Source organism: Dictyobacter vulcani (genome assembly GCF_008974265.1).
In the GTDB taxonomy this organism is placed as follows: domain Bacteria; phylum Chloroflexota; class Ktedonobacteria; order Ktedonobacterales; family Ktedonobacteraceae; genus Dictyobacter; species Dictyobacter vulcani.
The window spans coordinates 2312137-2337551 of record NZ_BKZW01000001.1 but is presented as its reverse complement, the minus strand read 5'-3'; the positions used below and the strand labels follow the sequence as shown (position 1 = coordinate 2337551).

At 49.3% G+C, this 25415-nt stretch carries 14 protein-coding genes; 7 read left to right on the top strand and 7 right to left on the bottom strand.

Annotated features, from left to right (window positions below; translation table 11 throughout):
* The first annotated feature begins 60 nt into the window (after positions 1-60).
* The 3 genes from KDW_RS09800 to KDW_RS09790 all read left to right on the top strand — a co-directional run bounded on the left by KDW_RS09800 (position 61) and on the right by KDW_RS09790 (position 6080).
* Positions 61-2631: a metallophosphoesterase family protein gene (locus tag KDW_RS09800; protein ID WP_151755778.1), complete on the top strand. Its 2571-nt coding sequence runs from the start codon at positions 61-63 to the stop codon at positions 2629-2631.
* Positions 2632-2989: 358 nt separating this feature from the next.
* The gene (locus tag KDW_RS09795; protein WP_151755777.1) at positions 2990-3904 is read left to right on the top strand and encodes an AfsR/SARP family transcriptional regulator; all 915 of its coding nucleotides are present in this window, start codon (positions 2990-2992) and stop codon (positions 3902-3904) included.
* A 55-nt stretch (positions 3905-3959) separates the two neighbouring features.
* Positions 3960-6080, top strand: a complete 2121-nt coding sequence (locus KDW_RS09790; protein WP_162005105.1) for a VHS/ENTH/ANTH domain-containing protein — start codon at positions 3960-3962, stop codon at positions 6078-6080.
* A gap of 196 nt (positions 6081-6276) precedes the next feature.
* On the opposite strand, the gene KDW_RS31635 is transcribed toward KDW_RS09790, so the two are convergent.
* From KDW_RS31635 to KDW_RS09770, 4 genes are all read right to left on the bottom strand, one after another.
* Positions 6277-7287: an NlpC/P60 family protein gene (locus KDW_RS31635; RefSeq protein ID WP_162005104.1), complete on the bottom strand. Its 1011-nt coding sequence runs from the start codon at positions 7285-7287 to the stop codon at positions 6277-6279.
* A 231-nt stretch (positions 7288-7518) separates the two neighbouring features.
* Positions 7519-9006, bottom strand: a complete 1488-nt coding sequence (gene tnpC, locus KDW_RS09780; RefSeq protein WP_151754426.1) for an IS66 family transposase — start codon at positions 9004-9006, stop codon at positions 7519-7521.
* A gap of 285 nt (positions 9007-9291) precedes the next feature.
* Positions 9292-11289 (bottom strand): DNA topoisomerase (ATP-hydrolyzing) subunit B, encoded by a 1998-nt coding sequence (gene gyrB / locus KDW_RS09775; protein ID WP_151755775.1) that lies wholly within the window; start codon positions 11287-11289, stop codon positions 9292-9294.
* Between the two features lie 654 nt (positions 11290-11943).
* Positions 11944-12534: a zinc ribbon domain-containing protein gene (locus tag KDW_RS09770; protein ID WP_151755774.1), complete on the bottom strand. Its 591-nt coding sequence runs from the start codon at positions 12532-12534 to the stop codon at positions 11944-11946.
* Positions 12535-13479: 945 nt separating this feature from the next.
* On the opposite strand from KDW_RS09770, the gene KDW_RS09765 reads away from it, so the two are divergent.
* Positions 13480-14670 carry a glucosaminidase domain-containing protein gene (locus KDW_RS09765; RefSeq protein WP_162005103.1) on the top strand — a complete coding sequence of 397 codons (1191 nt, stop codon included), beginning with the start codon at positions 13480-13482 and terminating at the stop codon, positions 14668-14670.
* A gap of 207 nt (positions 14671-14877) precedes the next feature.
* On the opposite strand, the gene KDW_RS09760 is transcribed toward KDW_RS09765, so the two are convergent.
* Positions 14878-16272, bottom strand: coding sequence for a helix-turn-helix transcriptional regulator (locus KDW_RS09760; protein WP_151755772.1), 1395 nt, complete (start codon positions 16270-16272; stop codon positions 14878-14880).
* 428 nt (positions 16273-16700) lie between these two features.
* Between KDW_RS09760 and KDW_RS09755 the strand changes: the two genes are divergently transcribed.
* Positions 16701-17318, top strand: coding sequence for a PadR family transcriptional regulator (locus tag KDW_RS09755; protein WP_162005102.1), 618 nt, complete (start codon positions 16701-16703; stop codon positions 17316-17318).
* Here KDW_RS09755 and KDW_RS09750 read toward each other — a convergent pair.
* Positions 17284-17988, bottom strand: coding sequence for a hypothetical protein (locus KDW_RS09750; RefSeq protein WP_151755770.1), 705 nt, complete (start codon positions 17986-17988; stop codon positions 17284-17286). The genes KDW_RS09755 and KDW_RS09750 overlap by 35 nt on opposite strands.
* Before the next feature lie 415 nt (positions 17989-18403).
* Between KDW_RS09750 and KDW_RS09745 the strand changes: the two genes are divergently transcribed.
* Positions 18404-18889, top strand: coding sequence for a hypothetical protein (locus KDW_RS09745; protein WP_151755769.1), 486 nt, complete (start codon positions 18404-18406; stop codon positions 18887-18889).
* A gap of 194 nt (positions 18890-19083) precedes the next feature.
* The gene (gene murJ / locus KDW_RS09740) at positions 19084-21303 is read left to right on the top strand and encodes a murein biosynthesis integral membrane protein MurJ (RefSeq protein WP_151755768.1); all 2220 of its coding nucleotides are present in this window, start codon (positions 19084-19086) and stop codon (positions 21301-21303) included.
* A gap of 72 nt (positions 21304-21375) precedes the next feature.
* On the opposite strand, the gene KDW_RS09735 is transcribed toward murJ, so the two are convergent.
* Positions 21376-25356 (bottom strand): AAA family ATPase, encoded by a 3981-nt coding sequence (locus KDW_RS09735; protein WP_151755767.1) that lies wholly within the window; start codon positions 25354-25356, stop codon positions 21376-21378.
* Positions 25357-25415 lie beyond the last annotated feature (59 nt).

Here is a 25415-nt window from a genome sequence, read left to right as displayed (position 1 = left end):
GAATGTTTGAGCTTATATTAAAACAATTTTAACGCACATATCCATGGAGAACTATTTTTTATGTCCTGGACCCCACTGGCACAACGTATCCATCAGCTACCCCTTATTTTAGCCGGACCCATCGTCAGAAGGGTCGAGCCACACACCGTCACAATCTGGCTGGCGCTAAAAGAGTCCCGCGCTGTCGAACTCAGTGTTTATACCAGAGCTGAAGACAACCAGCTACATGAAGAATGCAGAGGTAGTCAGCGTACCATCCGTGTCGGAGATAATCTGCATATGGTAGCCGTGACGGCCAGAGTTGAGCATGAAGCAGCAGCCCTCCAATGGGGACAACTCTACTACTACAATCTTACCTTTAGTAGCAAGCAGGCAGGACAACAAACCACGCTAGCCAGCCCTGGAGTACTCACAACAGATCCAAATGAGACAGAACCGATCCAGCGCATTGTCTATCCAGGACATCCATTACCAGGCTTTCTACTACCTGCTCAACATATTCACGACCTGCGCATCATCCACGGCTCCTGTCGCAAAACCCACGGACTGGGAAAAGAAATTTTATCCAGTGTAGATACACTCATCGCCAGAGCCGAGGAAAACGGCGGCACAGGGCGTCCCCAGCAACTCTACATGACCGGCGACCAGATCTACGCCGACGATGTAGCCACCCCCCTACTACACGCACTCACAGACGCGGGCAACACCTTACTGGCAGGTAATCAACGAGAGATCCTCCCCACCCTCAATCTGCCCGCAGATAAATTACTACCCGGCACACGCAGAAGCGTCATTGCCAACCAGACAAAATTCACCAGCAGCAAAACGGACAACCACCTGATCTCATTTGCCGAATACATCACCATGTATTTATTCAACTGGTCAGATACCCTCTGGCCCGAAGAACTCCTCAGCGTCGAAGACTTCTGGGCCTGGCTCTATCCCGGTGTGCATGCCGAAAGCGTCACCCAGACCAAAGAGCAGCGACACTATCGCGAAGAGCTAGAACAGCTCAACAGCTTTCGCAGCGCCCTACCGCAAGTCAGAAGAGCCCTGGCCAACATCGCCACCTACATGATCTGCGACGATCACGACATTACCGACGACTGGTTTCTCGATGGAGCATGGTGCCACAATGTCCTGAAAAAGCCCCTGGGCCGACGCATCATCCGCAACGGACTCCTCGCCTACGCCCTGTGTCAGGCCTGGGGAAACACCCCTGAACAATTCACAAAGCCACACGGTAAAGCCCTGCTCGAAGCGCTGGATAGCTGGCATGGAGACGAGCAAGCGGCACAAACCACAACAATCATCAAAGCGCTAGGAGTACCAGAATCCTTCAGTGGGAAAGGCAGCCTGCCCCATCCACCGCAGGCATTAACCTGGAACTACAGCTACGAAGGTCCAAACTATCAGATCATCGTCATGGACACTCGGACCCATCGTTATTACCGCAATCCCAAAGACTTTCCAGGACTCCTCTCGTCCGAGGCCATGAAAAGCCAGATTGATAACATCGAACGTGAAGAAGCGGAAGTCACTCTGATCATCTCGGCCGCCCCCGTGATCGGAATTGATTTCGTCGAAAGCGTCCAATTCTGGAGTCGCTGGCGAGTCAAAGAAAACTACCGCTTTGACCGTGAAGCCTGGGCCCTCGATTGGGGAACATTTCAACAATTTCTGCGTACCCTCAGTGACCTCAAGCGCGTCGTCTTTTTATCCGGAGACGTGCATTACGCGTTTGGCTCAAGCCTGGAATACTGGGACGTCAAAACCAAACAAAGCGCAAAATTCATCAACTTCACCTCCAGTCCCTATTGTAATGAAGGATCAGGCTCACAAATATCCGTCCTCGCCATCGGCTATCCAAGTCTACGTAGCCTGTTACAACGAGGTAAAGAGCCAAAATTAGACTTCTTCGCGTGGGACATCACAAAAGGGGATCACCACACACTAAATTACCTTCTCAAAACGATCAGGAAACAACTATTCCGCTTCTGGTGGGCCATCCCGCGCCTGATTGCCGCCCACCGTTCATCAAGCGAGATTGTCATGCCAGCCGCTGGCTGGGTCAAAGGGACCTTTGATAATATTCCGCCCAGCCGCAGCTATCGCATCCGCTACCTGACCAACACACGTAATCAAGACGTTGAGAACGAACACAGTCCCCATACCCATCTGACCCGCTTCAGCCTGCGACCATTGCGGGGGGCCCTGCAAAGCATCAACATCTTACAAATACTCACACGCAGACTGGGAGGCAAACTGCGCGCACGCAACAAAGACATAGCAGACAGTACAACCACCTTTGGCAGGAATACCCGAGAGAATATCCTGGACGAAGCGATTGAACAGACCGACAAAATAAATCAGAAACTTGAGCAGCCAAAAACGGGGATTGTGAACACAGTCATGAACTATGATCAATGGTTAAGCCGTTGGAAAGCCGGCAACCTGATAGTTGGTTACAACAACCTTGGAGAGATCAACTTTTGTTGGGATCAAGAGAAAAAAGAAGTCACACAGAGATTATGGTGGCATAATCCTGATGAGTCCGATCAGTTACTATCAACTGAGTATACCGATACCCTGGAGTTACCACGAGCAGAAGACGAGCCCTCGCTCCCCTAGATAGCTGATTGTTTTTAACACTCTCGCGCTGTGCATTGCGAGAGTGTTTTTTTATGGTGAGCCCTTAATTGTTGAGGTGCACATGATAAAAACCAGGGGTGTTTGACGTTTCTTTGTGCGATGTTCCAGCTAAAAATCTTTCCTCTTTTACTTGTTGAAGGGGTATCAAGAGATAAAGGGGTTTTTGGGGTTGCTAAAACCTCCCGAAAACCTCCCGAAAACCTCACAAAGCGGTGCGATTACTTATGGTATGCTTTAGGTGCATCTGCTTTATGAGATGTTGGATACGTTAAACAAAGAGTGTGAACCTGTAAATAGTGGTGAAAGAAGTTGCATGTGATGATGAGGGGGGAAAAGAATGCTACTACCAAAGGATATCGTTGAAGAGCGCGATAAACCGCGCTATCCTCTGATGCGGGTCACTACGTTAGGAGAGTTTACTGTAGCGCATGCGTTAGCGACAACTGGTGAGCGTCCACGTTATCGCTTGATCTCCAATAGTGAGTTAGGCAGCCGTAAGGCAGCGCTGCTGATGCTAAAAATCTTGATCTGTAGTCCTCACCGACGAAGCACAAAGACAGAAATTATAAAATTGCTCTGGCCCACACGTGCCAGCGAGCATGCCAATCACGCCTTAGATACCGCAGCCTCAACCCTGCGCCGACATATTCTCGCGCTGCCAACCAGGGATAGCCTGCTTCAAACGCAACGTCTGAATGGCGAGACGTATTTTATGCTCGCGGGCCAACCATGGCTCTGGGTTGATGCAGATGCACTGGTCAATCTGGCCAGTACCGCACTGCGCCATGAGCGGCAGCAGGTAGATCCATTACCATATCTAGAAGCCGCTCATGCTTTAATCAAAGGGGAATTTCTGGAAGACGACCTCCATTGTTCATGGACACAACTGCGGCGTCAAACAATTGAAGGAGCCAAACGCCGCATCCTCTATCACTTAGTAGCCATCTACACGGCAAATGACCAGCAACGGCGGGCTGAAGAGTTACTTTTTACCTTTTTGCAGCACCATCCAGAAGACGAGGATGCGCTCTGCCACTTGATGCATTTACTGGTTGAGCAAGGGAGACGACAAGAAGCACTCACGATCTACAACTACTCAACCCAGATTTTGCAAGAACTAGAAAAAGAGCCAGCCTATTATACCCGCGAGCTCGCGCACCAGTTACAAAACAACTGCAAGGTCCGCGAAAAAAGTGCCACATACAGAACGACACCCCGCCACTCGACACAAACACTGATTGCAGTCGCATAGTAAACGTGGTTAAGAACATAAGAACTTGAGAAAGGTAGAAAGGTGAGAAGTTATTATGCGCGTAGAAATGTATAAAATTTCCTATGAAAACTATAAATTTACCGCTGAGATTGATACAGGGGCAGAAGTCGGAGAAAATCAGCTCACGCTCTGGTACTGTGAAAAGGTCGCGCTGGACGCCCTATCATTAGCCCAACTCAATACAGAACTACTGCTCAAAGCACTCAAAGAGCCCCATAAATCCCTGTTACTACCATATTTAGAAGAGATCAAGCACAACCACAAACAAACCTTTGAGCACGAAATGGGAGAGATCTTAAAACCCTTCTCAAGCCAGAAGCTCCCGGGAGAAATCAAACGCAAGGTTAAACGGATTCGCGCCAAAATCCAACAAACGCTTGAGCAATTAGAGTCACAATTTATGCAACAGGAAGTCTTAACCTTAGAGCGAGACTGCTTTGACCTGACCGCGATTGAAAAAGACTATCAGATCTATGGTGAATGGAAATTTCTCCGCGACTTTTTCTTTGAAGAAGCCACCTATGAAAACATCCGCAAATTTTGTCATGACTTTGCCACCAACGCAACAACACGGGCCATTGTAGCGTCTCGTGAAGGTCGCTGGATCAAGCGTAACGCTCTCTACACCCGCAACCTGCTCTCAGTCGTAGGAGAACAGGCCCTTCTGGCCAATGACAGTAGCTACATGCGTCTGGCCCGCGAATTTTTCCGCTGGCTGGATCTGCATCTGGAAGATGTACTGCAAGATCCTGAATACCAGCGTCTGAGCAAACTGGACGCCATCGACAGAACCAGCACCCACGAAAGCGACATCAGCCTGCGACCCGCCATCGACCTCTATAAATCGCTGCCAGGAGTAACCATCCGCTATTCATGTCAGGGAGTCAGTGGAAAAATCAAACTGGACGGATACGAGCTCCTGGCCATCACCCCCCATGAAGAGTTCGCCTCCATCTCATTCAGCAGCATAAGCTACCTGATCCATGATGCCATCAGTGCGCGCCTGCAACAATTCACCGCCATTACAACTGAGCGCATACCCTGTAACTTCACCAATGGCATCATCTTACGTTCCACGGGAAACAACCTGCGCTTTCGTGAAGAGCTCTACTTACTGGGACTGCAATTGCACCAGATGCTCAGCGAAAGCCAGCACAAACAGGAGCCGGAACCCCCGGTGCAATGCCTGAAAACCTGGGAAACCGCCAACCATCCAGAATATCCACCACATATAGACCACGCTGGCGGAATACTCCCGGCACGCCTGACGTGGCTCTGTCGAACCGAAAACATCGAAAACACCTTATCGCTACTCAGCCACTTCAACCACTGGGCCAAAGCGCGCGACCTGCTCTACTATGAGGACAGGCAAGGCCTCTACGCCATCAAAACCCTGTTTCTCAGTGAGGCCTATCAAAACGGCACCATCCAGCTCACAGGCTATATAGATGGCAGTCCGGCCTTTCCCTTCCATCTGATGGTCGACTATGCCACCACCATGGCAACCGAAACAATACTGGAAACACTCAACGACATAGAGGACAACCAGCAGGCAGAGCCAGCCAAAAAACTGTTTCAACGCATCACCGGACAGCCATACAAACCACAGGAAAACCAGGAGATCCTGGATCGGACGCAAGCCGAAGAACTCATCCAACGAGAACTGGAAACACTCATCCAGCACGCCCTCGAGAGCCGACAACCGATTCCCTATCAACAGCTAGAAGAGCTCCTGGTCTATCCCATGGATCTCCTCAATACCACCAGCCGCTACCTGTACAGTTGGGATACACTCAGAGAAGGAGACCTGCGCAAACTCGATCCAGAAGGGCTCAGTCTGCTAAGTTTTCACTATGAAAGTGAAACCGCCAACTACACATTCCACCTCCCATATCGGACCGCCGAAGCATTTCTACCAGCCAAGCATATCCAACAGATCCGCGGGCAAGCCAGCGTAGAAAGAAGAGAATATGGCACATTCTATGGTCGTACCATCACCGAAGAAGAAAGCATCAGCCATCCAATCGAAGAGATCCTCTATGCGCTAGGCATTTATAGCGGACAAAACTTTCCACGCCACCTCGAACGCAAAAAAGAACGACCTCTACCAGCAAGCGAATGGAATTTTGGGGAGCTATACGAAGAAGAAGAATAAACTCACCTGACAGCTATTATCCACTAACGTGAACAAGCGTAGAAACCAGCTATTGAAGACTGAAGGGGAAGAGAAGCCTCTGACAACCAGATGCAACACACCTCTCATCCCCGCATGTACTCATTACCTGATCTACCTGAGTCTGAGCAAACAGTGCATTTATACTATAGCCAGGTATGTAGATCAGGCCGCCTTACTAATAGGTATAGTAACCAACCAGATCAGAAAAACCACTGAGGTTATTCGTCTGGATATAAGTACCTGTAGCATAGGCATTGATGATCTGACCATTGCCAATATAGACACCGACATGGTGCGTATTGGAGAGGGTACCAAAGAAAACAAGGTTTCCGGGCACGGCGCTACTGGCGCTGACCCGATGCATCCGGCTGAGCTGGTTATCAGTATTGCCGCTACCAAGAACATCAGAGCCATAAGCCAGATCATAGACCCAGCGTGAGAAACCAGAACAATCCAATCCAACCGTTGAACTGGCCGGACAAGGTTGAATCGAACCGGTATAGCCAGAACAGGTACCAAGAGAAGGTCCAACGCTACTGCGGTGACCGCCACCCCAGGAATAAGGAATGCGGCCTCCGCCCCAACCAGGTTCAGCCTGGCCATTCTCAATAGCCTGAGCGTAAGCAACAATTTTGGCGTTAGTATCACCCGGGGGTGGCGGAGGTGTTGATTGTCCACCAACCAGGGCATTCCAGGTCCCAGTGCCAGCAACCCCATCAGCAGTCAGCCCATTGCTACTCTGAAAACTTCGGACCGCACTATCCGTAGCCGGACCAAAAGCACCATCTACCGTCAAAGCAGATCCATGAGCATTAAGCTGCCGCTGTAAAGCTTTCACCGCGGAGCCACTACTTCCCTGGCTTGTACTGATAACCAGCACCGGCCAGGTCAGGGAATCCACAATACCACTCGCACTTAATCCATTAGAGGTTTGAAAAGACTTGACCGCTGAAGCCGTAGCCGGACCAAAATCGCCATCCACCGTCAATGAAGAACCACGAGCATTCAAAAATAACTGGATACTATCAACATTTTCACCCACACTCCCCTGCTGTACCGTCGGCCAGGAGGTAGCAGCCTGAGCAGAAGAAACGGAAAGAGTCTCAACACCCATCAAAGTTACGAGGCTAAAAACCAGGAGAAGAATGCCAGCAAGACCTGATAACAGTTTTGCCCGTCCGTACATATCGATTCCTTTCAATACAAAATACACATCCGATGTATTCCCTATAAACCAGGTATCCACTAAATAAAGAAACGGGAGTTACACACAAAGCCAGAGAGGAAAATGCAGAGGAAAATATTCCTAGCCGCCGCAGTGATCTCATTACTGATATCTCCCCACTAGATCCATTTCTGGCACAAATAGATATATAAGGGAATACTATAAAGTAGGTTAACATAAATTGGTAACTGCTCAGGACCCAGCTTCCCAAGCAATGGGAAGCGGGGAACCTTGAAAGACAGCAGCAAGGGCGTCGAGCATGGAATGCCCTTGCTTACGCATGGTGCTCAAATAACTGCGAATGGTACAGAAGGCAGTGGCACCCGCATCGCTGCGAAAGGTCCCGGAAATCTTTTGCTGCACCTTGATCATGCGTAAGTCGCGCTCCGCTAGATTGTTGGTAAAGGGCACGGTCAAGTCATCCACAAAAGCGAGCACTTGATCGGCGCGGTGGAGGAAGGCATCAAGGAGATTTTTGCCAGGATCTTGTTTGGGACGACCCCGTTTGCGGGCGGCGGTGGGCTCCGGTGGCGGGTGCGCCTCATCCCAGGCACGATAGCCACGCCCAATCACCTCAAAATACGCAGCCAACCAGCGTGTGCGGATCGCTGGATCAAGGGTCTTTTGACCACAGGCGCGCGCCTGCTTGGTCGCCTCACTTAGTTCAAGCAAGACAATGTACATCTCTTGCGCCCATGGTTGTTTTTCTTCTTCTGCAACAAACAAGCAATCACGCAACAGATGGGCTCCACACAGGCTATGCTCACAGCGATACTGATCATAGCTTTTCCAGCGATCGTGCACGAGCCGACCCGTGTAAAGAGGCAGCAGTCCCATCTCATTCATGGCCTCATGCCCTCGCTTGCGATGCCAGTGGTAGATCGTAAGAGCACGTGTGCTCACAACGTGAAACCAATGCAAGATCCCCTCAATACGACCACCCGTCTCGTCCACATGGGCCAGTCGGCTCTGCAGCACGAGTCGTTCAAGGGCTTGCTGCGTCAAGGACAAGTTCTTGGCTGCCTCACGCACCCAATTGACGATGCTCCCTTCACTCACGGTGCCTAAATGCAGATCAGCAAAGAGTTCGGTGATCCTTTCGAGAGGCAAGAGCTGGAATTGGGAAAGATAGACGGCCAACCCTCGCACATTGGGACCATACTGGGCTGCTGCATCCACTCCTGGGGGAAAGTTCCCGCAGGATCGCCCACCACATCTGGGACAGATCTGCTCGATCTGCTGATGTTCCCTCACCTGCAAACGCAGGGGTGGCAACTCATGCACTTGACGACGTTCCTTCAGCACCCCTACTGTCTGCGATAAGGGGTGCTGACAGTGCTGGCAGTCTCTGGCTCGGTGCTCAATCACCTCATCTGGCGTTTCCACCTGAGCCAATTGATGACCGCTGTGACCCTTTTGCCCTCCACTCTTTTTCTGGCTTTTCTCTCGCCGTTTTTGCTGGCGCTTGTACCCATCGCTGGAAGGAGGTTTACTACTATTGCGGCTGTCTTTGGCCAACCGTTTTTCCAGTTCCAGATTGCGCAGACGCTCTTTGAGCAACTGCCCTCGCAGTTCCTCGATGTGCTGATCTTGCTGTTTCACCTTCTCTTGCAGTTCGCTGTATGCGATTTTCAACTCGCGAAATGCGCTTTGTAGCTCCCTAACGTCTTCTTCTCTCATGTTCACATTTTATCAGCTTTTCCCTTTGTGGAAAAGGGGTTCTGAGTAGTTACATAAATTGTTAATATATACAAATAATATCTCAGAGGATTATGGGATCGGGCATATAGTCTCTGGGGACGTTCGCAGCACGAACACAAAGAAAAGGGTCCTGACACCATTGCATGAGCTTGCAGATGATATCAGGACCCTTTTTCAGAACAGTTAGCAATCAGACGTAGTACTCGTTCGATTTACCAGACACGTAAAGTCAGGAACACAAGCATAGAGCTTGATCAGCAAGCTCTATACATCCAGGTTAGCGCTCTTTGCATGGCTCTCGATAAAGCGTTTACGGGGCATTACTTCGCTACCCATCAACATGCTAAAGACTTTATCAGCCTCAACCGCCTCATCAATATTTACCCGCAAAATCGTACGCTTTCCAGGATCCATAGTAGTATCCCACAGAGTCTCAGGATTCATTTCACCCAGACCTTTAAAGCGTCCAACCTCAGGCTCTTTTCCATTGTGGGAAGCTTTGTAATCATTGATCAGTTGATCGCGTTCTTCTTCGGTGTAGACATAATGGACTTGTTTGCCCATCTTCACCAGGAAGAGTGGTGGCTGTGCAATAAACAGGTGACCATCACTGATCAGCTGCTGCATGTGGCGATAAAAGAAGGTCAACAGCAAAGTGCGGATATGGGCACCATCAACATCAGCGTCGCACATAATGACGATGCGGCCATAGCGCAAGCGGGCCATGTTGAAATGCTCATCGATACCAACACCGATAGCGGTGATAATATTCTTGATTTCCTCGCTCTTCAGCACCGTATCCAGGCCAACGCGTTCAACGTTCAGGATCTTACCGCGCAATGGCAGGATCGCCTGGAAGTGTCGATCGCGGCCCTGTTTAGCAGAACCGCCAGCGGAATCACCCTCAACCAGGTAGAGTTCACAGCGATCAGCCCGACGCTCACTACAGTCAGCCAGTTTACCAGGCAACGTATTATCCAGTGCATTCTTACGCTGAATAAGATCACGGGCCGCACGAGCCGCCTCACGAGCCCGGGCAGACATCAGACATTTATCGATAATCGACTTGGCCTCACTGGGAGTTGTCTCCAGATATTGATTGAGTGCCTCGGCGGTGACCATTTCAACGGCTGGACGTACCTCAGCATTATTCAGCTTCGATTTCGTCTGTGCCTCAAACTGTGGATTAGGAATCTTGACACTGATCACAGCCGTCAAACCCTGGCGCACATCATCACCAGTCAGATTGCCATCCTTCTCCTTCAGCAAATTAGCCTTACGCGCATAATCATTCAGCGTACGCGTCAGAGCACTGCGGAAGCCAGTGATATGCATACCACCATCCACCGTGTTAATACCATTCGCAAAGGAATACTCAGTTGGAGTCCAGCTATCGTTATATTGTAGCGCCACCTCGACCTTGACATTATCAATATCGCGCAGAACACTGACCGGACGAGACAACGTATTGCGATTCTTATTGAGGTAACGCACAAAAGAAGCCAGACCACCCTCAAAGTAGAAAGTCGCCTCGCGGTCGGTCCGTTCATCAACCAGAACAATTGTCAGACCGCGGTTCAGATACGCCATCTCACGAAAACGCTGAGCCAGAGTATCAAAACTATAATCCCGCGTCTCCATCACCGACAGATCAGCCATAAACGTCGTAATCGTGCCAGTGCCATCAGTCCGCCCCACTTTTTCCAGAGGAGTAACTGGAACACCCTTCTCATAGCGCTGGCGATAGATATAACCATCATGTTTCACATCTACCTGACACCACTCGGACAAAGCATTGACTACCGACACACCCACACCATGCAGACCACTACTAATCTGATAGCCACCGCCGCCAAACTTACCACCTGCATGCAACACAGTCATGACCACCTCAAGGGTAGACATACCGGGACGCTGATGATGCTCATCGACAGGAATACCACGACCATTATCTTCGATAGTCACAGATTCATCGGCATGGATAACAACCTTCACAGTATCCGCATAACCGGCCATCACCTCATCGACGCTATTGTCAACAACCTCTTGAATAAGATGATGGAGTCCACGCTGATCGGTTGCGCCAATGTACATACCAGGGCGTACACGGACGGCTTCTAAGCCTTCGAGAATCTGAATATTCTGTCCGCTATAACTATTATTATTACCGTTGTCGTTCACTTTCCCCTCACCATTCCCACTTGAATTCGCATGTTCAGTGAGTAGAGCATCATTAGAATCATCAGGGAGTTGCTCTGACATTATCGATTCTCTCGTCTTTGCCATCAAAAACACTCCAATAAGGAACCCTGCCAGGCAGGCTTGGGTCACACAACATCAAGGATAAAATCCTCGTTATACGTAACCGTTTCATCAACGGGGCTATTGCAAAGAGCACGATCTAATGAGGCCTCTGGTAAAGAGAAAAACATATATTTTCTGACCGAAAGGACAACAGACCGTCTGGCTCCTAGACAAACATCCGCTTAAAGGGACACAACCAACCATCCACAAAGCGGCTTCAATGGGGTATACGATAAATACTGCACACGCTTTGGGAGCACATACAGGCGTATTACGAAGCAAAATTTTTGTGGAGGCATGCCTTACTTATATGAAAAACATTCTGACAGAATAGTCAAAATGCGGAAACGAATGCCACATTTCGTCACATAATTATATCACATTTCGCTTGACAAACAAAGCAGATAGGATGAACGTACAAGCCTGATAAAACAGCGAGACAGGCCATTTTACGTCTCTATGAAAAAGTTCCAAACGAGGAAGAGAAAAGTGGAAAAACAGAAGCGAAACAGGCATCTCCAGCAGGGAGGCTCTCATTCCATTACTATAGAAGCAAAAATCAACGTGGAAGAGAGCCTGAACCTACCTGAAACAGCGCGAGCAAGCGCACGTTTAATAGCGATTACCACTAACAGGCATGCTAGAATTACCTTGTAAAGAAGAACTGGGAGGGACACCTTGCATCGAAATGCCGGGCATATTTCCTGGCATCGGAGCGCCACCAACATTATTCGCACAGTAAGGGCAATACGTCCAGCGCAACTCAAGCAAACGCTCACATTTGGGGCAAGAACGTTTCAGCTTCTGTCCACAAGAAGGGCAAACCTGGAAATCCGACTCAACGCGAGCATGACAATTGGTGCAAGTCTGCCGCTCAGTCATCTCAGCCAACAGAGACTCTTCTTCCAATTGGCGCTCATAGATTTCAGCCAGGGTTTGACGAGGCCGCAAGATCAGATAGATAAATAAACCACCTACATTAAAGAGAGCAACAAGAACAGTGGCCAGGATCTGGGACACGAAATCTTGCGTACGTGCACGGATATCGCGGAAAGTCCAGATAATCAAGCTCAGTGAAAAGATCACCAAGAACATGACCAGACAGCCGATAATAGGTCCAAGCAGACCCTGAATAGTTGCCATATAATCTGGCGACGATCCCTTAACAGGGTTAGTTGCCAGCAGCACCAATGAAAAATTCACAGGACAAACGCCCCTTTCAGCATAGAAAATTCATTACTTACTCATTTTAAGCACAAGGTATTGCGCCCACTTTGTTTTTTAAATTACATACACTGCAATGTACAACGTTCAGGCAGGCCCCTCGATGACAACCTAGGACTATATGTCATGGTATCCAGAACATATTTCTCAGATCATACTCTGTCAGGCGCCACTAGCAAGGTTCCCCGCTACGCAGGCGAGAAAAGAGAGGAGGTCAGGGCACAGCCCTGGAACCCAGTCAGGGGATTGCATCCCCCTGCACCCCTGCTTTTCGCATGATCTTTGGCAGAGTACTAGTTTGCCATGATTTGCTTTTACCCGCAACTCTCAAGGTATATTTGTCATGCTACAGAATGACCTTCAGCAGGAAAATGTGCCTGAGACTCCCTATATCCACAGGTAAACATTGCATCGATGGTAGCATGCACATCCGTAAGATATACAGGAGTAGAACAAGCCCGCATTTCAAGCCTGCACTCGTAAGAAACGAGCGAGAACCACAATTACCAGAGGGCAACGTTGCGGTAGCTCATCTGCATCCTACTATACATGATACCTCCAATCCTGACAAAACAAAGACACATTCAAAACAAAGTAGGAACCTTCATCTCATATCATCGACATTAATCAGGATAAGTAGAGGAACAAACAAAATACATTACTTTTTGCAGTTCTTAAAAGAGCACCATTACTTTTCAAAGATTAAAAATTCATATTCACTTTCTATGGTAAAGGAAATTCTAATCTAGTTCTTGCTAACAGGACTTTTTTCTTATTCTTTAGCCGCTTTTAGGGTGATATGATAGTTTGTAGCTAGCTGTATTTCTATGCGTCAAGTTGCATAAAAGCTGCTTAGCAAGGAGGATTGTAGAGGTGTGCTATAATTAGAACAAAAGTTCGAACCCATTAAAGGAGGTCATGTTCATGGCGAGTGGCAACTACGCCAAAAAATCGGTATCACCAGCGACCACAGAAATTCGTTCGGCAATTCCAGCCCGTGCGACCCGGGATTTGTCGGCAGTAATCGATACCGCTGGAGACGAACCACTTACCGCAGAAACATACACCTTCACCCGAGAAAGTGCATCTGTTAAAGCTCCCGTGCGAACAGAGGGTAATCCCAATCGGACAGGTAAAACAGCCACGACCAGAATTACCAATGGTGGCAAAACCGGAGCCACAACCAGAATTACCAGTAGCGGCAAGGCCGGGGCTCCGCCAACCAGAGTACTCTCTACCGATGTCCGAGCTGCGGAAGCTACGCGCGTGCTGACCAGGGAGTTAAGAGACACCAACAGCACCCAGGTGTTAGACAACCTGAGAACAGAGCACAATACCAGAATACTTCCCAACACCAAAATTGCCAGGACGGTAGATATAGACCGAGCCCTGATCCATGACACACCTACAATCAAGCAACTAGAAAAGCATAAATCCTGGTTAAACCCATGGCTCGTCTGCTTTACCTTCGCGATCATCTCGCTTCTGGTATTAATCTCAGCAGGCATCTTGCAACGCGAAAACACCGTTAGCTTTAATTTCGGGGTAGGACAGACATACAGCATCCAGGTGGGTGGCAGCCAGGCCAAAGACTGGCAAAAAACGCAGCCAGAGCCGATCAAAAAAACCATCAAGCCGGCTACTGGTCCTTACGCAGTGATGGGCAAACCCACAGTAAATGCAGACTTCATTAACAAAGTCTTGTCAAATGCAGGATCACCGGCTGCGGGAAAGGGGCAAGTGTTCTATGACCTGGGCGTTCAATATGGCATTGACCCAGTCTTTGCGCTGGCCTTTTTTCAACATGAAAGCACCTTTGGTACCCGAGGAGAAGCCAGAAAAACCCTTTCAATTGGTAACTTGCGCTGCATACAAAATCATGAGTGTGTAGATAAAAATGCCAGTGGAGATGGCTATGCCCAGATGGACAGTTGGGATGATGGCATCAAGACCTGGTATTCCCTCATCCGTAACTTCTATGTCATTGACATGCACAAAGATACCATTGAAAAAATCATTCCGACATATGCGCCAAGTTCCGACAACAATAATGAGGCAGCATATATAAGTTCCTTGAAGGCTTCAATTGATAGTTGGCGAGCAGGAGTGCTATAAATCAGACAATCAAATCATATTAAGTAAAAAAAGTATGGTAGCTCCAGCATTCTAGTACTTTGTCCATCTTCGTTTGATGAGTTGTGCGCCCGCTACGCGGGCGGGATGGGGGGGGGAATGTGCCGGGGGCACAGCCCCCGATCCCCCAGTCAAGGGGCTCGCCGCCCCTTGCATCCCCGCTTTCCCATTATAAATCCCAAAGACATTTCACGATGTACTGATCAATCCCTGTTCCAGAGCCTTACTTAAGGCCTCGGTACGGCCAGAGACGCCCAGTTTTTGATAGATATTGGCCAGATGGAAGTTTACCGTCCGTTCGCTGACAGACAGACGAGCTGCGATCTCTTTATTACGCAGACCACGGACCAGCAGGCGTAGTACCTCCAACTCACGAGCAGTCAGCGTCTCATAAGGGGCATTACCGCGTCCCTGGCGGCCAAAACGTGACAGCAAACGACCAGCTAACTGTGGCTGAACCAGCACCTCACCCCGGGCCACCATCCGCACAGCCTGAGCCAGATCATCAGGAGCAATATCCTTCAGCACATAACCATCCGCACCCGCCCGCAACGTCTCATACAAATACTCCTCATGATCCTGAGTCGCCAGCAACAGCACCCGGGTATTCAGATTCAACTGCTTGATCTGCCGCAAAGCCTCCAGACTTTGTCCATTGGGCAATTGCGTATCCATCAAAACAACCTGGGGACCCAGTTCAAGCGTCTCACTTACCGCCTGTACACCATCGACAGCCTCCCCAATCACCGATAAGCCAGGATAAACCTCCAGCAAACGATGCAAACCAGCCCGTGTCACAGCCAGCGCATCCACAAGCAAAATCGTCACCCTGTCATGCGTCGCGGTGCCATCACCAGTCGAAAGCGCGACAGGGGTGATAGGAGAGTCCTCAGAAGCCTGTGAAGGCAAATGATAAGGAAGAACCACCTGTACCCGTACACCGCGTTCCTGCAACACAGTAATCACTAGTGAGCCACCCAGACGTTCGAGCCGAGAACGCAGATCCCTCATCACAGGAGTCAAAGTCATATCAGCAGCCACAGGCACAAAATCAAAAGGAGGAGCAGGAGCCTCATCGGGATCCTGTTCAGAACCGCCCTCCGGCAATCCATCATCCTCCAGACTCAAGTGGACATCATCCTGTCGATAGTTAAAAGTGAACCGTACACGGTGAGCATCCCGATGCCGACTCACCTGATACAGAACTTCGCGCGTCAACAAATAGAGCAGCCGTTCAGACTCAGCAGACAAAGCACGATCCGGAGCGCGCTGCTCATCCTCACCAGAAAAAGAAATGCGGCTCGCCAGATGCAACTGTTCAGCCGTCTCCTCAACCGCGCGAGAAAGAGCCTCAGGCAGTGCCACACCATCCAACTCCGGGATAGGAATCTCCTCAAGAGCAGTACGAGCGATCGCCAGGGCCTCATAGGCCAGCAACTCTACATCAGAAATACCCGCACGCACAGCATCAAGATCGAGTGTCCCTGACTGCTCTTCAGGTCGGACTAACAGATGCAATGTATGAAGTTCAATCAGCAGAGTGCTTAATATATGCAATAATTGTTCATGAGGATAGGTACTCATACCAAAGCCTCTCTTTAGTTAATGTTTGATTCACACTGATCGGGAGCATCTCATTCAGCCGTACTCGGGCACTGAAGTGCCCATCCTTCTTTTATGCTGTGGTGGAAAATACGGCGCGAGGCGCCGTATTTTCCACCACAGCATAAAAATTTTTGAGCGCCGCAGGCGCGAAAGCCTGGCGATAAAATGCTCCATAGAAGCGAGCTTCAGATACACTCTTACAAAAATGGGAGCAAAGTAGCAAGCAAATAGGTATCCATGGTCCCCATCTACAACACACTCATTCTACATTCATAAACTGTAGAATAATCAAATATATTTCCTGACTTCACACGAGTTACTCATGTTTTTCAGGTGATGATTGCCCGGGTGGGATTAGTTATTCTATAATGATGATGTTTTACAAGATCAAAACAGGGAAAGGGTCTATGCAAATCAGCGAACCAGCAGAATATGTCATCCTCGGGCTTTTGAATACGCACGCCATGCATGGTTACGAGATGTTTCAATTGATCGAAGGAGGAACATTAGGCCAGATTATACATCTTGAAATGAGCCAGATGTATGCTTTTTTAAAGAAATTAGAACGGCTCCACTATATTGAGGCAAAAATCGAAGCGCAGGGAGCCCGGCCGCCACGTAAAATTTTTCAGCTGACCGAGCAAGGCCATGAGACCTTTTTACAATGGGTCGGCAAACCAGTCGAGAAACCCAGAGATATCCGTATCCTTTTCCTGATCAAACTCTACTTTGTACAAAACTTACAACCTGCACAGATACATTCACTTTTAGAGCAACAGATTGATGCCTGCCAACAATTTCTACAACACCTGAAAAGCAAGCAGGAGAATCCCGGCATCCACAGTGCGGACGCCCAATTCTTTGATAAAGTAGTTTTAAGTAGTCGCATCCACCAGACCCGCGCACTCCTTGAATGGTTGCATGAATTACAAACCGAGACACAACAGATGCCGTTAGGTCAACCACCAGCAGAGGAACAGATGCCACCCATCAAGCCTTATGAGTGGAACCATCGCCAGTCGTAGAAGTCAGCAACAAACTAAAACGTGGATTATAGACCTTATCGCAACTACTGCACGAGACCGCCTGAGAATAGCGCCGCGTACGAGGATATTCTTTACCGCAGCCCGGACACTGATAGACATAACGAATAGGACGGCGTTGACGCCGAAAAGACTCACGCCGAACACTCTCCTCACGCAACAAAACGCGTAAATCCTCCACCGCATAGCCAGTAATCGCCGCCTCATCAGCCGCAATAGAATCATACCCATGATGCCGATGGCGGCGAGGCGTCCCCTGAACACGGTCCGAAAGATGTATCAACTCATGCGCAACGGTTACCTCTATCGATTTAGACTGCATAGCAGGATCAATAAAAATAAGATGGCGATGACGCAGAGCATCAGGTGCAGGTGAAGCGCCCCGCGACATCGTTGCCGAAGCCGGAATATAGCAATAACAACCCAGAGCCATTGTATTGAGCCGCTTCCCCGTCCAATACTTATACTCCTGGCGATCCTGAGTAAGAGCCAGTAATGGTAACTCAAGATCAGGAAGGCCCAACTTAGACCAGTAATGCAGCAGCCAATGCTCAAGTACAGGCTGATCGCCATGAATAACAGGTCCATCCTGAATAGGAGGAGGTGCAGGAAAAGCCGCACGAGAACGAGAAGATCGACGCGTTGTAGCCATGAGAGGCGTATTTACTCTATAATCACACAATTAGATAAGCAGCGCAGCCAGTCAAAGGCAATAAAAGCCTTATAAAAATGGTGTAGGAAAAACAAAGTGTATAGATAGACGCCTGAAAAATAGACAGCGCAAATATAATGATAACAGCACGCAAAAAAAGGCTTCATATGTTGCTAATGAGAGTAACATCAGACACACACTAACACATAGTTGTACTACCAGTATATCAAGCAAAAAACGTGCATGCAAGAGGAAAGGAAATATAACCAAAGTCGAAACACAATAATCACTCTATAGTTGCAATACCATATGGCTATGATCACATCTAAATCACTCAGAACAGGCTAACTCTACACAGGTAAGATGAAGACTAGATTTTTACACAAACCTCCCGTACCCGCAAGGAGGGGTCTATATGTCATCTCAAATCTGTATCAAGACAGGCAAATCGCTACAGCAACTGGCTACGGAGATACGCGACCTCTTATCGCTACCCCCATTTACCCTTGATTCTTTTGCCGAAGAGCCCTATTGTCAATTTGACATGCTTGGTATGTTAGTCCTCATTCGTAAAGCAGCAGAAGAAGACCGCGATCCAGAAGTCAAAGATTACGAATATAGTTTTGATATTCAGATGTCCTTTACAGAACATGAACTAGACACCGACACAATCGAATACAATTTACAGCCATACTATGCTCAATTACTTGCCTTTCGACTGGGTGTAGAGACCGCCTGTTATGAAAAAAAGAGAGTAGGCCAGCACTGGCAAATCCGCTATTGTTACTACCGTAAGAACGAAAATTGGGATGGCACACACTTATTTGGAGAACCAGGCTGGATGCCTGCGGTAGCGACCGACAAGCCCGGGGCATGGCGTTCAATCCATTCTAACTTCTAGAGGCCCACCAGGGGTCAAATGCTTCCAGATGCCCGATAGGGCTATAGAACAAAAATATGCTAGCAGAAAGCTCATAGATATGCTATGCTTGCCAACGGGCATTTCTCTGAAATAGACCGTAAACTTACAATATTTCGTTTTATAGCGTCTAGAGCTTTCCATGTATTGCTAAAGACATAGAAGCAGAAGAATAAATGGAAAACGAACGACAGCCAGCTTCATTGCCTGCCAATGGAGACACCAGTCAGGAAGAAAGCATGAGCTGGTCGCAATCGCAAGGCAAAAATACAACGCGTCCACATCCCGAAGAACCGCAGACCCAAACCACACCGCCCACACCACCCATTGAACCTGAAGAGCTATCGCCAGCAAGCCAGATCACCATGCCACCCAACTATAATAAATCCATTCAAGACATGGGAACCTCTTTAGGTTATGGGCAAGGAATGGAATATCAGTATTCGGATGTGCCGCAACCTTCGTTGCCAATGCCACAATTGCGGCTGGAAAAACTCCAGCAACAGCGCTACCAACAGATTCGCCAACAGTTACAAGGCAAGCAAGAAATCACCCAGACCTTCAAGAAACCCAAAATTACCCGTACAACCACACCATTGTACTCACTGATGCCGGCTGAAGAAGTCACCCCGCTCGTAGCCCTTGAGGAAGAGAGCGACAGCGCCATCAAGCCAGACACAGGGGTCATGCGAAAGATCCGCGTCGGTCAGGCCACATTTATCTTGAGCGGATCATTCATCGCCAGCCGGGTACTGGGTCTGGTAAAAACCAGTCTCACCGCCTATATATTAGGAGCCACCATCTTCTCAGATGCCTTCTACCAGGCCTTTACCATCCCGGACACCATCTTCAACATCGTAGCAGGGGGAGCACTCAGTTCAGCCTTTATTCCCGTCTTCACCCGCTACATGAGCAAAGAAAAAGACGAAAAAACAGCCTGGCATGTCGCCAACGCATCCCTGACCCTGGCCACCATCATCATGGTCGTCATCGCACTTATAGCGGCAATTTTTGCCGACAAAATTGTTCCACTCTATAATCCACCGACAACACCTGAAAGAGCCGCAACCATCCCGATCATCGTCACGCTGGTACGTATCATGCTCTTACAATCCATCATCCTGGGAGCAGGCTCAATCACCAACGCAGTACTCAATGCGCGCCAAAATTTTTTCCTACCTGCTATCGGCACTGTTCTCTACAACGCAGGATCGATCATCGGACTCATGCCAGGCGTGATCCTCAAAGCCACTGGCCATGGAGATCCTCAATTTGCCGTTTACGCAGCCAGCGCAGGCATCATCCTGGGAGCACTCATTCAGGTAGGCATCCAAATACCAGGATTAGCCAGAGTAGGAATGCACTACCGCCCCTCAATCAACTGGCGGCATCCAGCCGTCATGCAGATAGGTCGCCAGATGCTCCCGCGCATCTTCAACGCCGCCATGCTCTCTTCATCGGTGTTTGTAGACAGTATCCTGATTGGCAGACTGGGACTGGTCACCACGGATAGTGATCTGATCAACGGGCTGAAAACCGAATCCATCCAGGCAATGCAGCTCATGCAACTCCCATTAGGAGTCTTCGGTATGGCCCTGGCCACCGCCACCTTCCCAACCCTGGCCGAATACGTCACCCGAGGAAAAATGGACAAAGTCCGAGGCTTGATCCAGGAAACGCTACGCGGCATCCTCTTTCTATCAATACCATCATGTCTGGGCTTAATACTGCTGGGGTTGCCTATCGTACAGGCATTATTAGCACATGGAAGCTACATCACAGACAAAGCTGGGCATTTCACCCTGGAGAAAGCCAACGCCACAGTGCTGGCCCTCAACATGTTCGCCATCGGCCTACCAGCCTTTGCCACCATCGAGATTCTCACGCGATCATTTTATGCCATGAGGGACAGCAAAACGCCAGTCATCATCAGCGTCGCGCAATTCATCCTCAAGATCGTCCTGAGCATCCTCCTGATTACGCCATTTACCGCATTTGGAGGAGTCTTATGGGGTATGAGTTCACTGGCCTTATCGACCACCATCGCCAGCATACTAGAAGCCATTGCCCTCTTCCTCCTGCTCAGCAAGCGGGTAAGAGGACTCATCGAAAAATCCCTGGGAGTCTTTGCTTTACGGGTCCTGGCTGCATCTTCAGGTATGAGTATTGCAGTCTTCATCACGCGATGGCTGCTTGATCTCAGTCTGAACACCACAGACACCAACCGCTTTATGTTCACCGGTATCCCCGAGATCGGCATAGCCGTCCTTAAATTGAGCATCGAACTGATGATTGGATCGATCATCTATCTACGCCTGGCAAAACTCTTTGGTATAGAAGAGATGGGACCGATTCGACGTCTCCTCGATCGCTTCAAACTATCCTGGATCCTCTAAAAAAAAGCCCTCCTACAAAGTTGTAGGAGGGCAACCAAAACCAGCTAAAATGACAAGAGATAGTCAAAGAGATTATTTTGTTTGTGGCGGTAGTTTAATAGCAGCCACAGCAACCGTTGCCCCATCATCATCCTCATCAAAAGCCTCTTCATCAAAGTCATCAGGCTCAGGGGTCACAGGAACCTCTGTAGCCTCATGCTTCTCCTCAGAGGCTTCTAACGCCTCAGCATCGGGTGTCTCTTCAGAGTCCACCATCTCTTCAGATCCAGAAGAAAACACTGGAGAGACAGTCTCCAAAGGAACAATAGGCAAATTGCTTTCAACCATCAAGCCATTGTCCATATACAGATGATAAGGAAACATCGCAGGATCAAAAGCGTTACTATGGGAGAGGAGAATAATCTGTTCAAAATGCTGACTGAGAATATCGCCAGTAACAACATCAACCAGAGCCTGAGCGCGTCCACGATCGAAAGAGCTAAGTGGCTCATCCAGGAGCACAAAGCCGGGAGCAATATTTAAATCAGCAGGTAAGGTCGCAATCGCAAAAGCCAATCGCAATGAGAGCGAGAGCAGATCAGCCGCGCCACCCGAAAGAACCGAAGTAGGCACATACTCACCAGCCGCACTATCCCAGACTTCAATCTGGAAAGAGCCACCGCTCACAGAAGCATCATCAGGCTCAGTCGTTACATGGACATCCTGATAGCGTCCACCAGTCAACAGAGGCAAGATCTGCTGCATATAATGCTGAGTGCGTGGCTGAACCTTACGCAGAAGCCGTTGCTCAACCTCAGTCAACAGCTGATGGCCTTGCTTCTTAACCAGATAAGCACGCTCCTCTTGCTCCATCTGCGAGCGCGCCAGTTCCAGATCCAGAGTCTCATCAGCAACAGCTAACTTCTGAGCCAGCGACTGCTCCTGCTGTAAAAGATCCTGCAACTCCTGGTCACGCAGCGAAACCTCATCCTCAAGGCGCTCATTATCATCAACCCCATACGCATCAAGTAATGGCCAGAGTGCAACCAGAGCAGAGCGAGAATAATTGTCACCCACTTCGTAATCATGAGCGGCCAACAAATTCGAGATAGAAGCCTGATCGCCACGAATCTCCTGCAGACAAAGCTCAATCCTCATCCGCGAAGCACGTTCCTGATTTTGCAGTGACTCTAGTTCCCGCAAGATCCCCTCTTCATTGGCCTCATGCAATTCCTTCTGGCAGCGAGAGCGCAGAGCCACCAGCGCCTCAGCAAAAGGATTCAGTGGGACAATCCAGCTGCCCAGAGTATTACTAAACTTGGCTAACTGCTTATAATGCTCAGATAAAGACTCCTGGCGCTCATGAAGCAACTCAGTATAGTGCTCATGACGTTCCTGGAGCATAATCTTATTGCCAAGAGTAATATGCAACTCTTCCAGGACCTTACGAGCCGAAACTTCAGCCGAACCAACCGCAGACTGTCCAAAGGCCACCCCAAGCGGCTTGACACGTTGACGGAGCGAATCTTGCAACGACTGAAGAGCACTGCGCAGAGCCATCTGTTGCTCGCGGGCCTGCTCAATTTGCTGAGCAGGATCATGCTGATAATAGCGAGAATTACGCTCCTCAAGCGACTGTTTACGCTCAGCCAGATTAGCCAAAGAATCCTGATGGGACTTCGACTGATTAGCGAGATCATTCAACATATCCAGTTTGCCATCAAGTGAAACGATCTCATGCTCAGTCGCTTTAATCGTGCTATCAACCAGGATCTCAAGTTCAGGAACACCGGCAGTATCTTCCCCAGGCATCACAGGCTCAAGCGCGCCTGAAAGGAAAGAAGGTTGAGACGGTGGAACAGGACTCCTCTGGACGCGTGCATTAATACTGGGCATAGGCAGGCCCTCTTGAGCAGCCAGCAGCGTAATCTCCTGGTGCATATGCTCAACAGAGACCTGCTCATTTTGCAGATGCTCCTCAATATTATCCCATTGCTCCTGGGTTCGCAGGGCCTCTAAACTCGCCTGCTCCTGACGTAGAGCAGTTACGCGATCCAGCATCGTCTTCGTGCGATCATGTGCCGCCTTGACCTCATCCAATCTGGCCTGCATTTTCTGCTGAGCATCATTGAGATCTCCCTGATCGCGCGTGCGATCCAGGAACAGTTGAGCTTCCTCAATAGAAGGAGGAACAGAGCCACCGAGAGAGCGAATCTCATTCTCAGTCGTGCGCAAAGCATCCTCATTACCAGCCATGCGCAAAGCAGCCTCGCGAGCAGTCACCATCGTACTCACGCGGCTACTAGCCTCGTGCTCTTGCAATTTCAAAGCACTTGCATGCACACGAGATTGGCGATACTTTTGAAAGAAAAAATACGCCGGGGCCCCGGCAAGCAAGGCAACAAGCAAGACAACCAAAGCCAGTGGAACATTACTAGCAAATAAGGAAAGTGCCACAATCAGAAAAACGATAGCGGCAACGATGCAGGAAGCCAGCAATACTATAAATTTAATCGTCGTAGCACGGGCATCCATAGCCAGGCGTGTCGCATCGCCCTGTTGCTGTTGAGCCTGATAGACATTCTGTTCCGCCTGAGCCAATCCCTGAGCTAATCCTTTTAAGCGATGCCACTCTTCCACCTGGCGGCGGATATTCAGTTGCCGCCAGGCCTGTTCTGAAGCATCAGCCTGTTGTTTTAGCTGTTTTTCCTCTTGCTCGATCAATTCATGCTCTTGTTCAGCATCATGTATATCCTGGATCACTTTTTGCAGCTGTTGAGCATTTTCCTCAGCCTGAGACTGGCCAGAAACGCGACGGGTATAGCTTTCCTCTAATTGTCCAAGATGAGTTAAGCGATCAGACAAATACTGCAGACGCTGCAAACGCTCCTCCAACTGAGGACGTTGCGAGCGCCGATGCTCATCCAGTTCCTGCCAGCGTCGCTGAGTATCAGCCAGGCGCGAGCGGACTTGAGACATTTGCTCATCCAGAGCCCGCAAATCCTGCTGAGCCTCAGTATGAGCCTTCAAATCTTGCTCTAAATCCTTAATAGAATCCACGGCAGTCAGCAAATCATTCGACATGCGCTGCAGTGTTCCGAACGAGCGAGTCAATTCAGCCAGATCGCTCACTCGTTGTTCAGCTTTAGGAAGTTCCTCACGCTCACGGCTCTCCAGATCCGCGATACGTTGTTCAAGCACTGGCAACTCGCGGCGAGCATCAGCGATATCTTCATAGGAACTAATAATTTCAGAAAGCGTAGCATCGGCCTTCTTTAACTGCGAAACACGTCCCTGTCTGCTCTTCAGCTCAAGGCGTTGAGCATCAACCTGATCAAGAGCCTGCTCCAGATCCTTAATATCACGTTCTTGTTGCTCGATATCAGCCAGATACGTATGAACTTGAACAGTATCCAGAGCTGTATCAAGTTGTGAAAGCTGTGAGCGAATTTGTGGGATACGAGCTTGAACCTCAGCCAGAGAGAAACGCTCAGAACACAGATTAAGGCGCTCCTCATCTTCCGGTAGCACCTGAAATTGCTCAGAGAGGGCAGCCAGAGTATCTAATCCCAGCAGATTACGGACCGTTTTTTCGCGGGCAGAGCCTGAAATCGACTCCAGACGCGTCAATCCCTTTTGTTCAATCAACCCCGAATCGCGCAACGTCTCGCCATCCAGGTTCCCCAACTCCCGGATAATACGCGCATTCGCCTCATCCAGATCAGTAACCAGCTCCTCATCAGGTGAGCCAAGAGAATGAATCAGCAAAGATACAGACTGACCGCGACCCCGTTCAATCGTGCGAGCAATCGTCAACTCAGTTGCGCCAACAGAAATAGTCAGGGTAACAACAGCGCTCGTAGAACCATAAAGGATCAAATCATCTAGAGAGCGCTGACCCCGACGGGAAGCGAGGGGTTCGCCATACAAGGCAAAATAAATACTTTCGATGAGTGCCGACTTCCCAGCCTCGTTTGGACCCTGAATCAAGATACTGCCACGCTGTGGGAAGTGCAAGTTCATAGAGCGCAAGAGCCTGAATCGTTCAATCGTTAAATGTTTTAGAATTATCATGGGTCTACTCCGTTCGCCAGTACCAGACCAGCGGGCTCAACTGCATACTATTGAAATAG

What these genes read in the sequence shown, in the direction of transcription:
- KDW_RS09755 (WP_162005102.1), top strand. Translation starts at nt 16,701, where the DNA reads ATGCAAATCAGCGAACCAGCAGAATATGTCATCCTCGGGCTTTTGAAT.
- tnpC (WP_151754426.1), bottom strand. Translation starts at nt 9,006, where the DNA reads ATGAGAGAAGAAGACGTTAGGGAGCTACAAAGCGCATTTCGCGAGTTG.
- KDW_RS09800 (WP_151755778.1), top strand. Translation starts at nt 61, where the DNA reads ATGTCCTGGACCCCACTGGCACAACGTATCCATCAGCTACCCCTTATT.
- KDW_RS09795 (WP_151755777.1), top strand. Translation starts at nt 2,990, where the DNA reads ATGCTACTACCAAAGGATATCGTTGAAGAGCGCGATAAACCGCGCTAT.
- KDW_RS09760 (WP_151755772.1), bottom strand. Translation starts at nt 16,272, where the DNA reads ATGAGTACCTATCCTCATGAACAATTATTGCATATATTAAGCACTCTG.
- gyrB (WP_151755775.1), bottom strand. Translation starts at nt 11,289, where the DNA reads ATGTCAGAGCAACTCCCTGATGATTCTAATGATGCTCTACTCACTGAA.
- KDW_RS09745 (WP_151755769.1), top strand. Translation starts at nt 18,404, where the DNA reads ATGTCATCTCAAATCTGTATCAAGACAGGCAAATCGCTACAGCAACTG.
- KDW_RS09750 (WP_151755770.1), bottom strand. Translation starts at nt 17,988, where the DNA reads ATGGCTACAACGCGTCGATCTTCTCGTTCTCGTGCGGCTTTTCCTGCA.
- KDW_RS09790 (WP_162005105.1), top strand. Translation starts at nt 3,960, where the DNA reads ATGCGCGTAGAAATGTATAAAATTTCCTATGAAAACTATAAATTTACC.
- murJ (WP_151755768.1), top strand. Translation starts at nt 19,084, where the DNA reads ATGGAAAACGAACGACAGCCAGCTTCATTGCCTGCCAATGGAGACACC.
- KDW_RS31635 (WP_162005104.1), bottom strand. Translation starts at nt 7,287, where the DNA reads ATGTACGGACGGGCAAAACTGTTATCAGGTCTTGCTGGCATTCTTCTC.
- KDW_RS09765 (WP_162005103.1), top strand. Translation starts at nt 13,480, where the DNA reads ATGGCGAGTGGCAACTACGCCAAAAAATCGGTATCACCAGCGACCACA.
- KDW_RS09735 (WP_151755767.1), bottom strand. Translation starts at nt 25,356, where the DNA reads ATGATAATTCTAAAACATTTAACGATTGAACGATTCAGGCTCTTGCGC.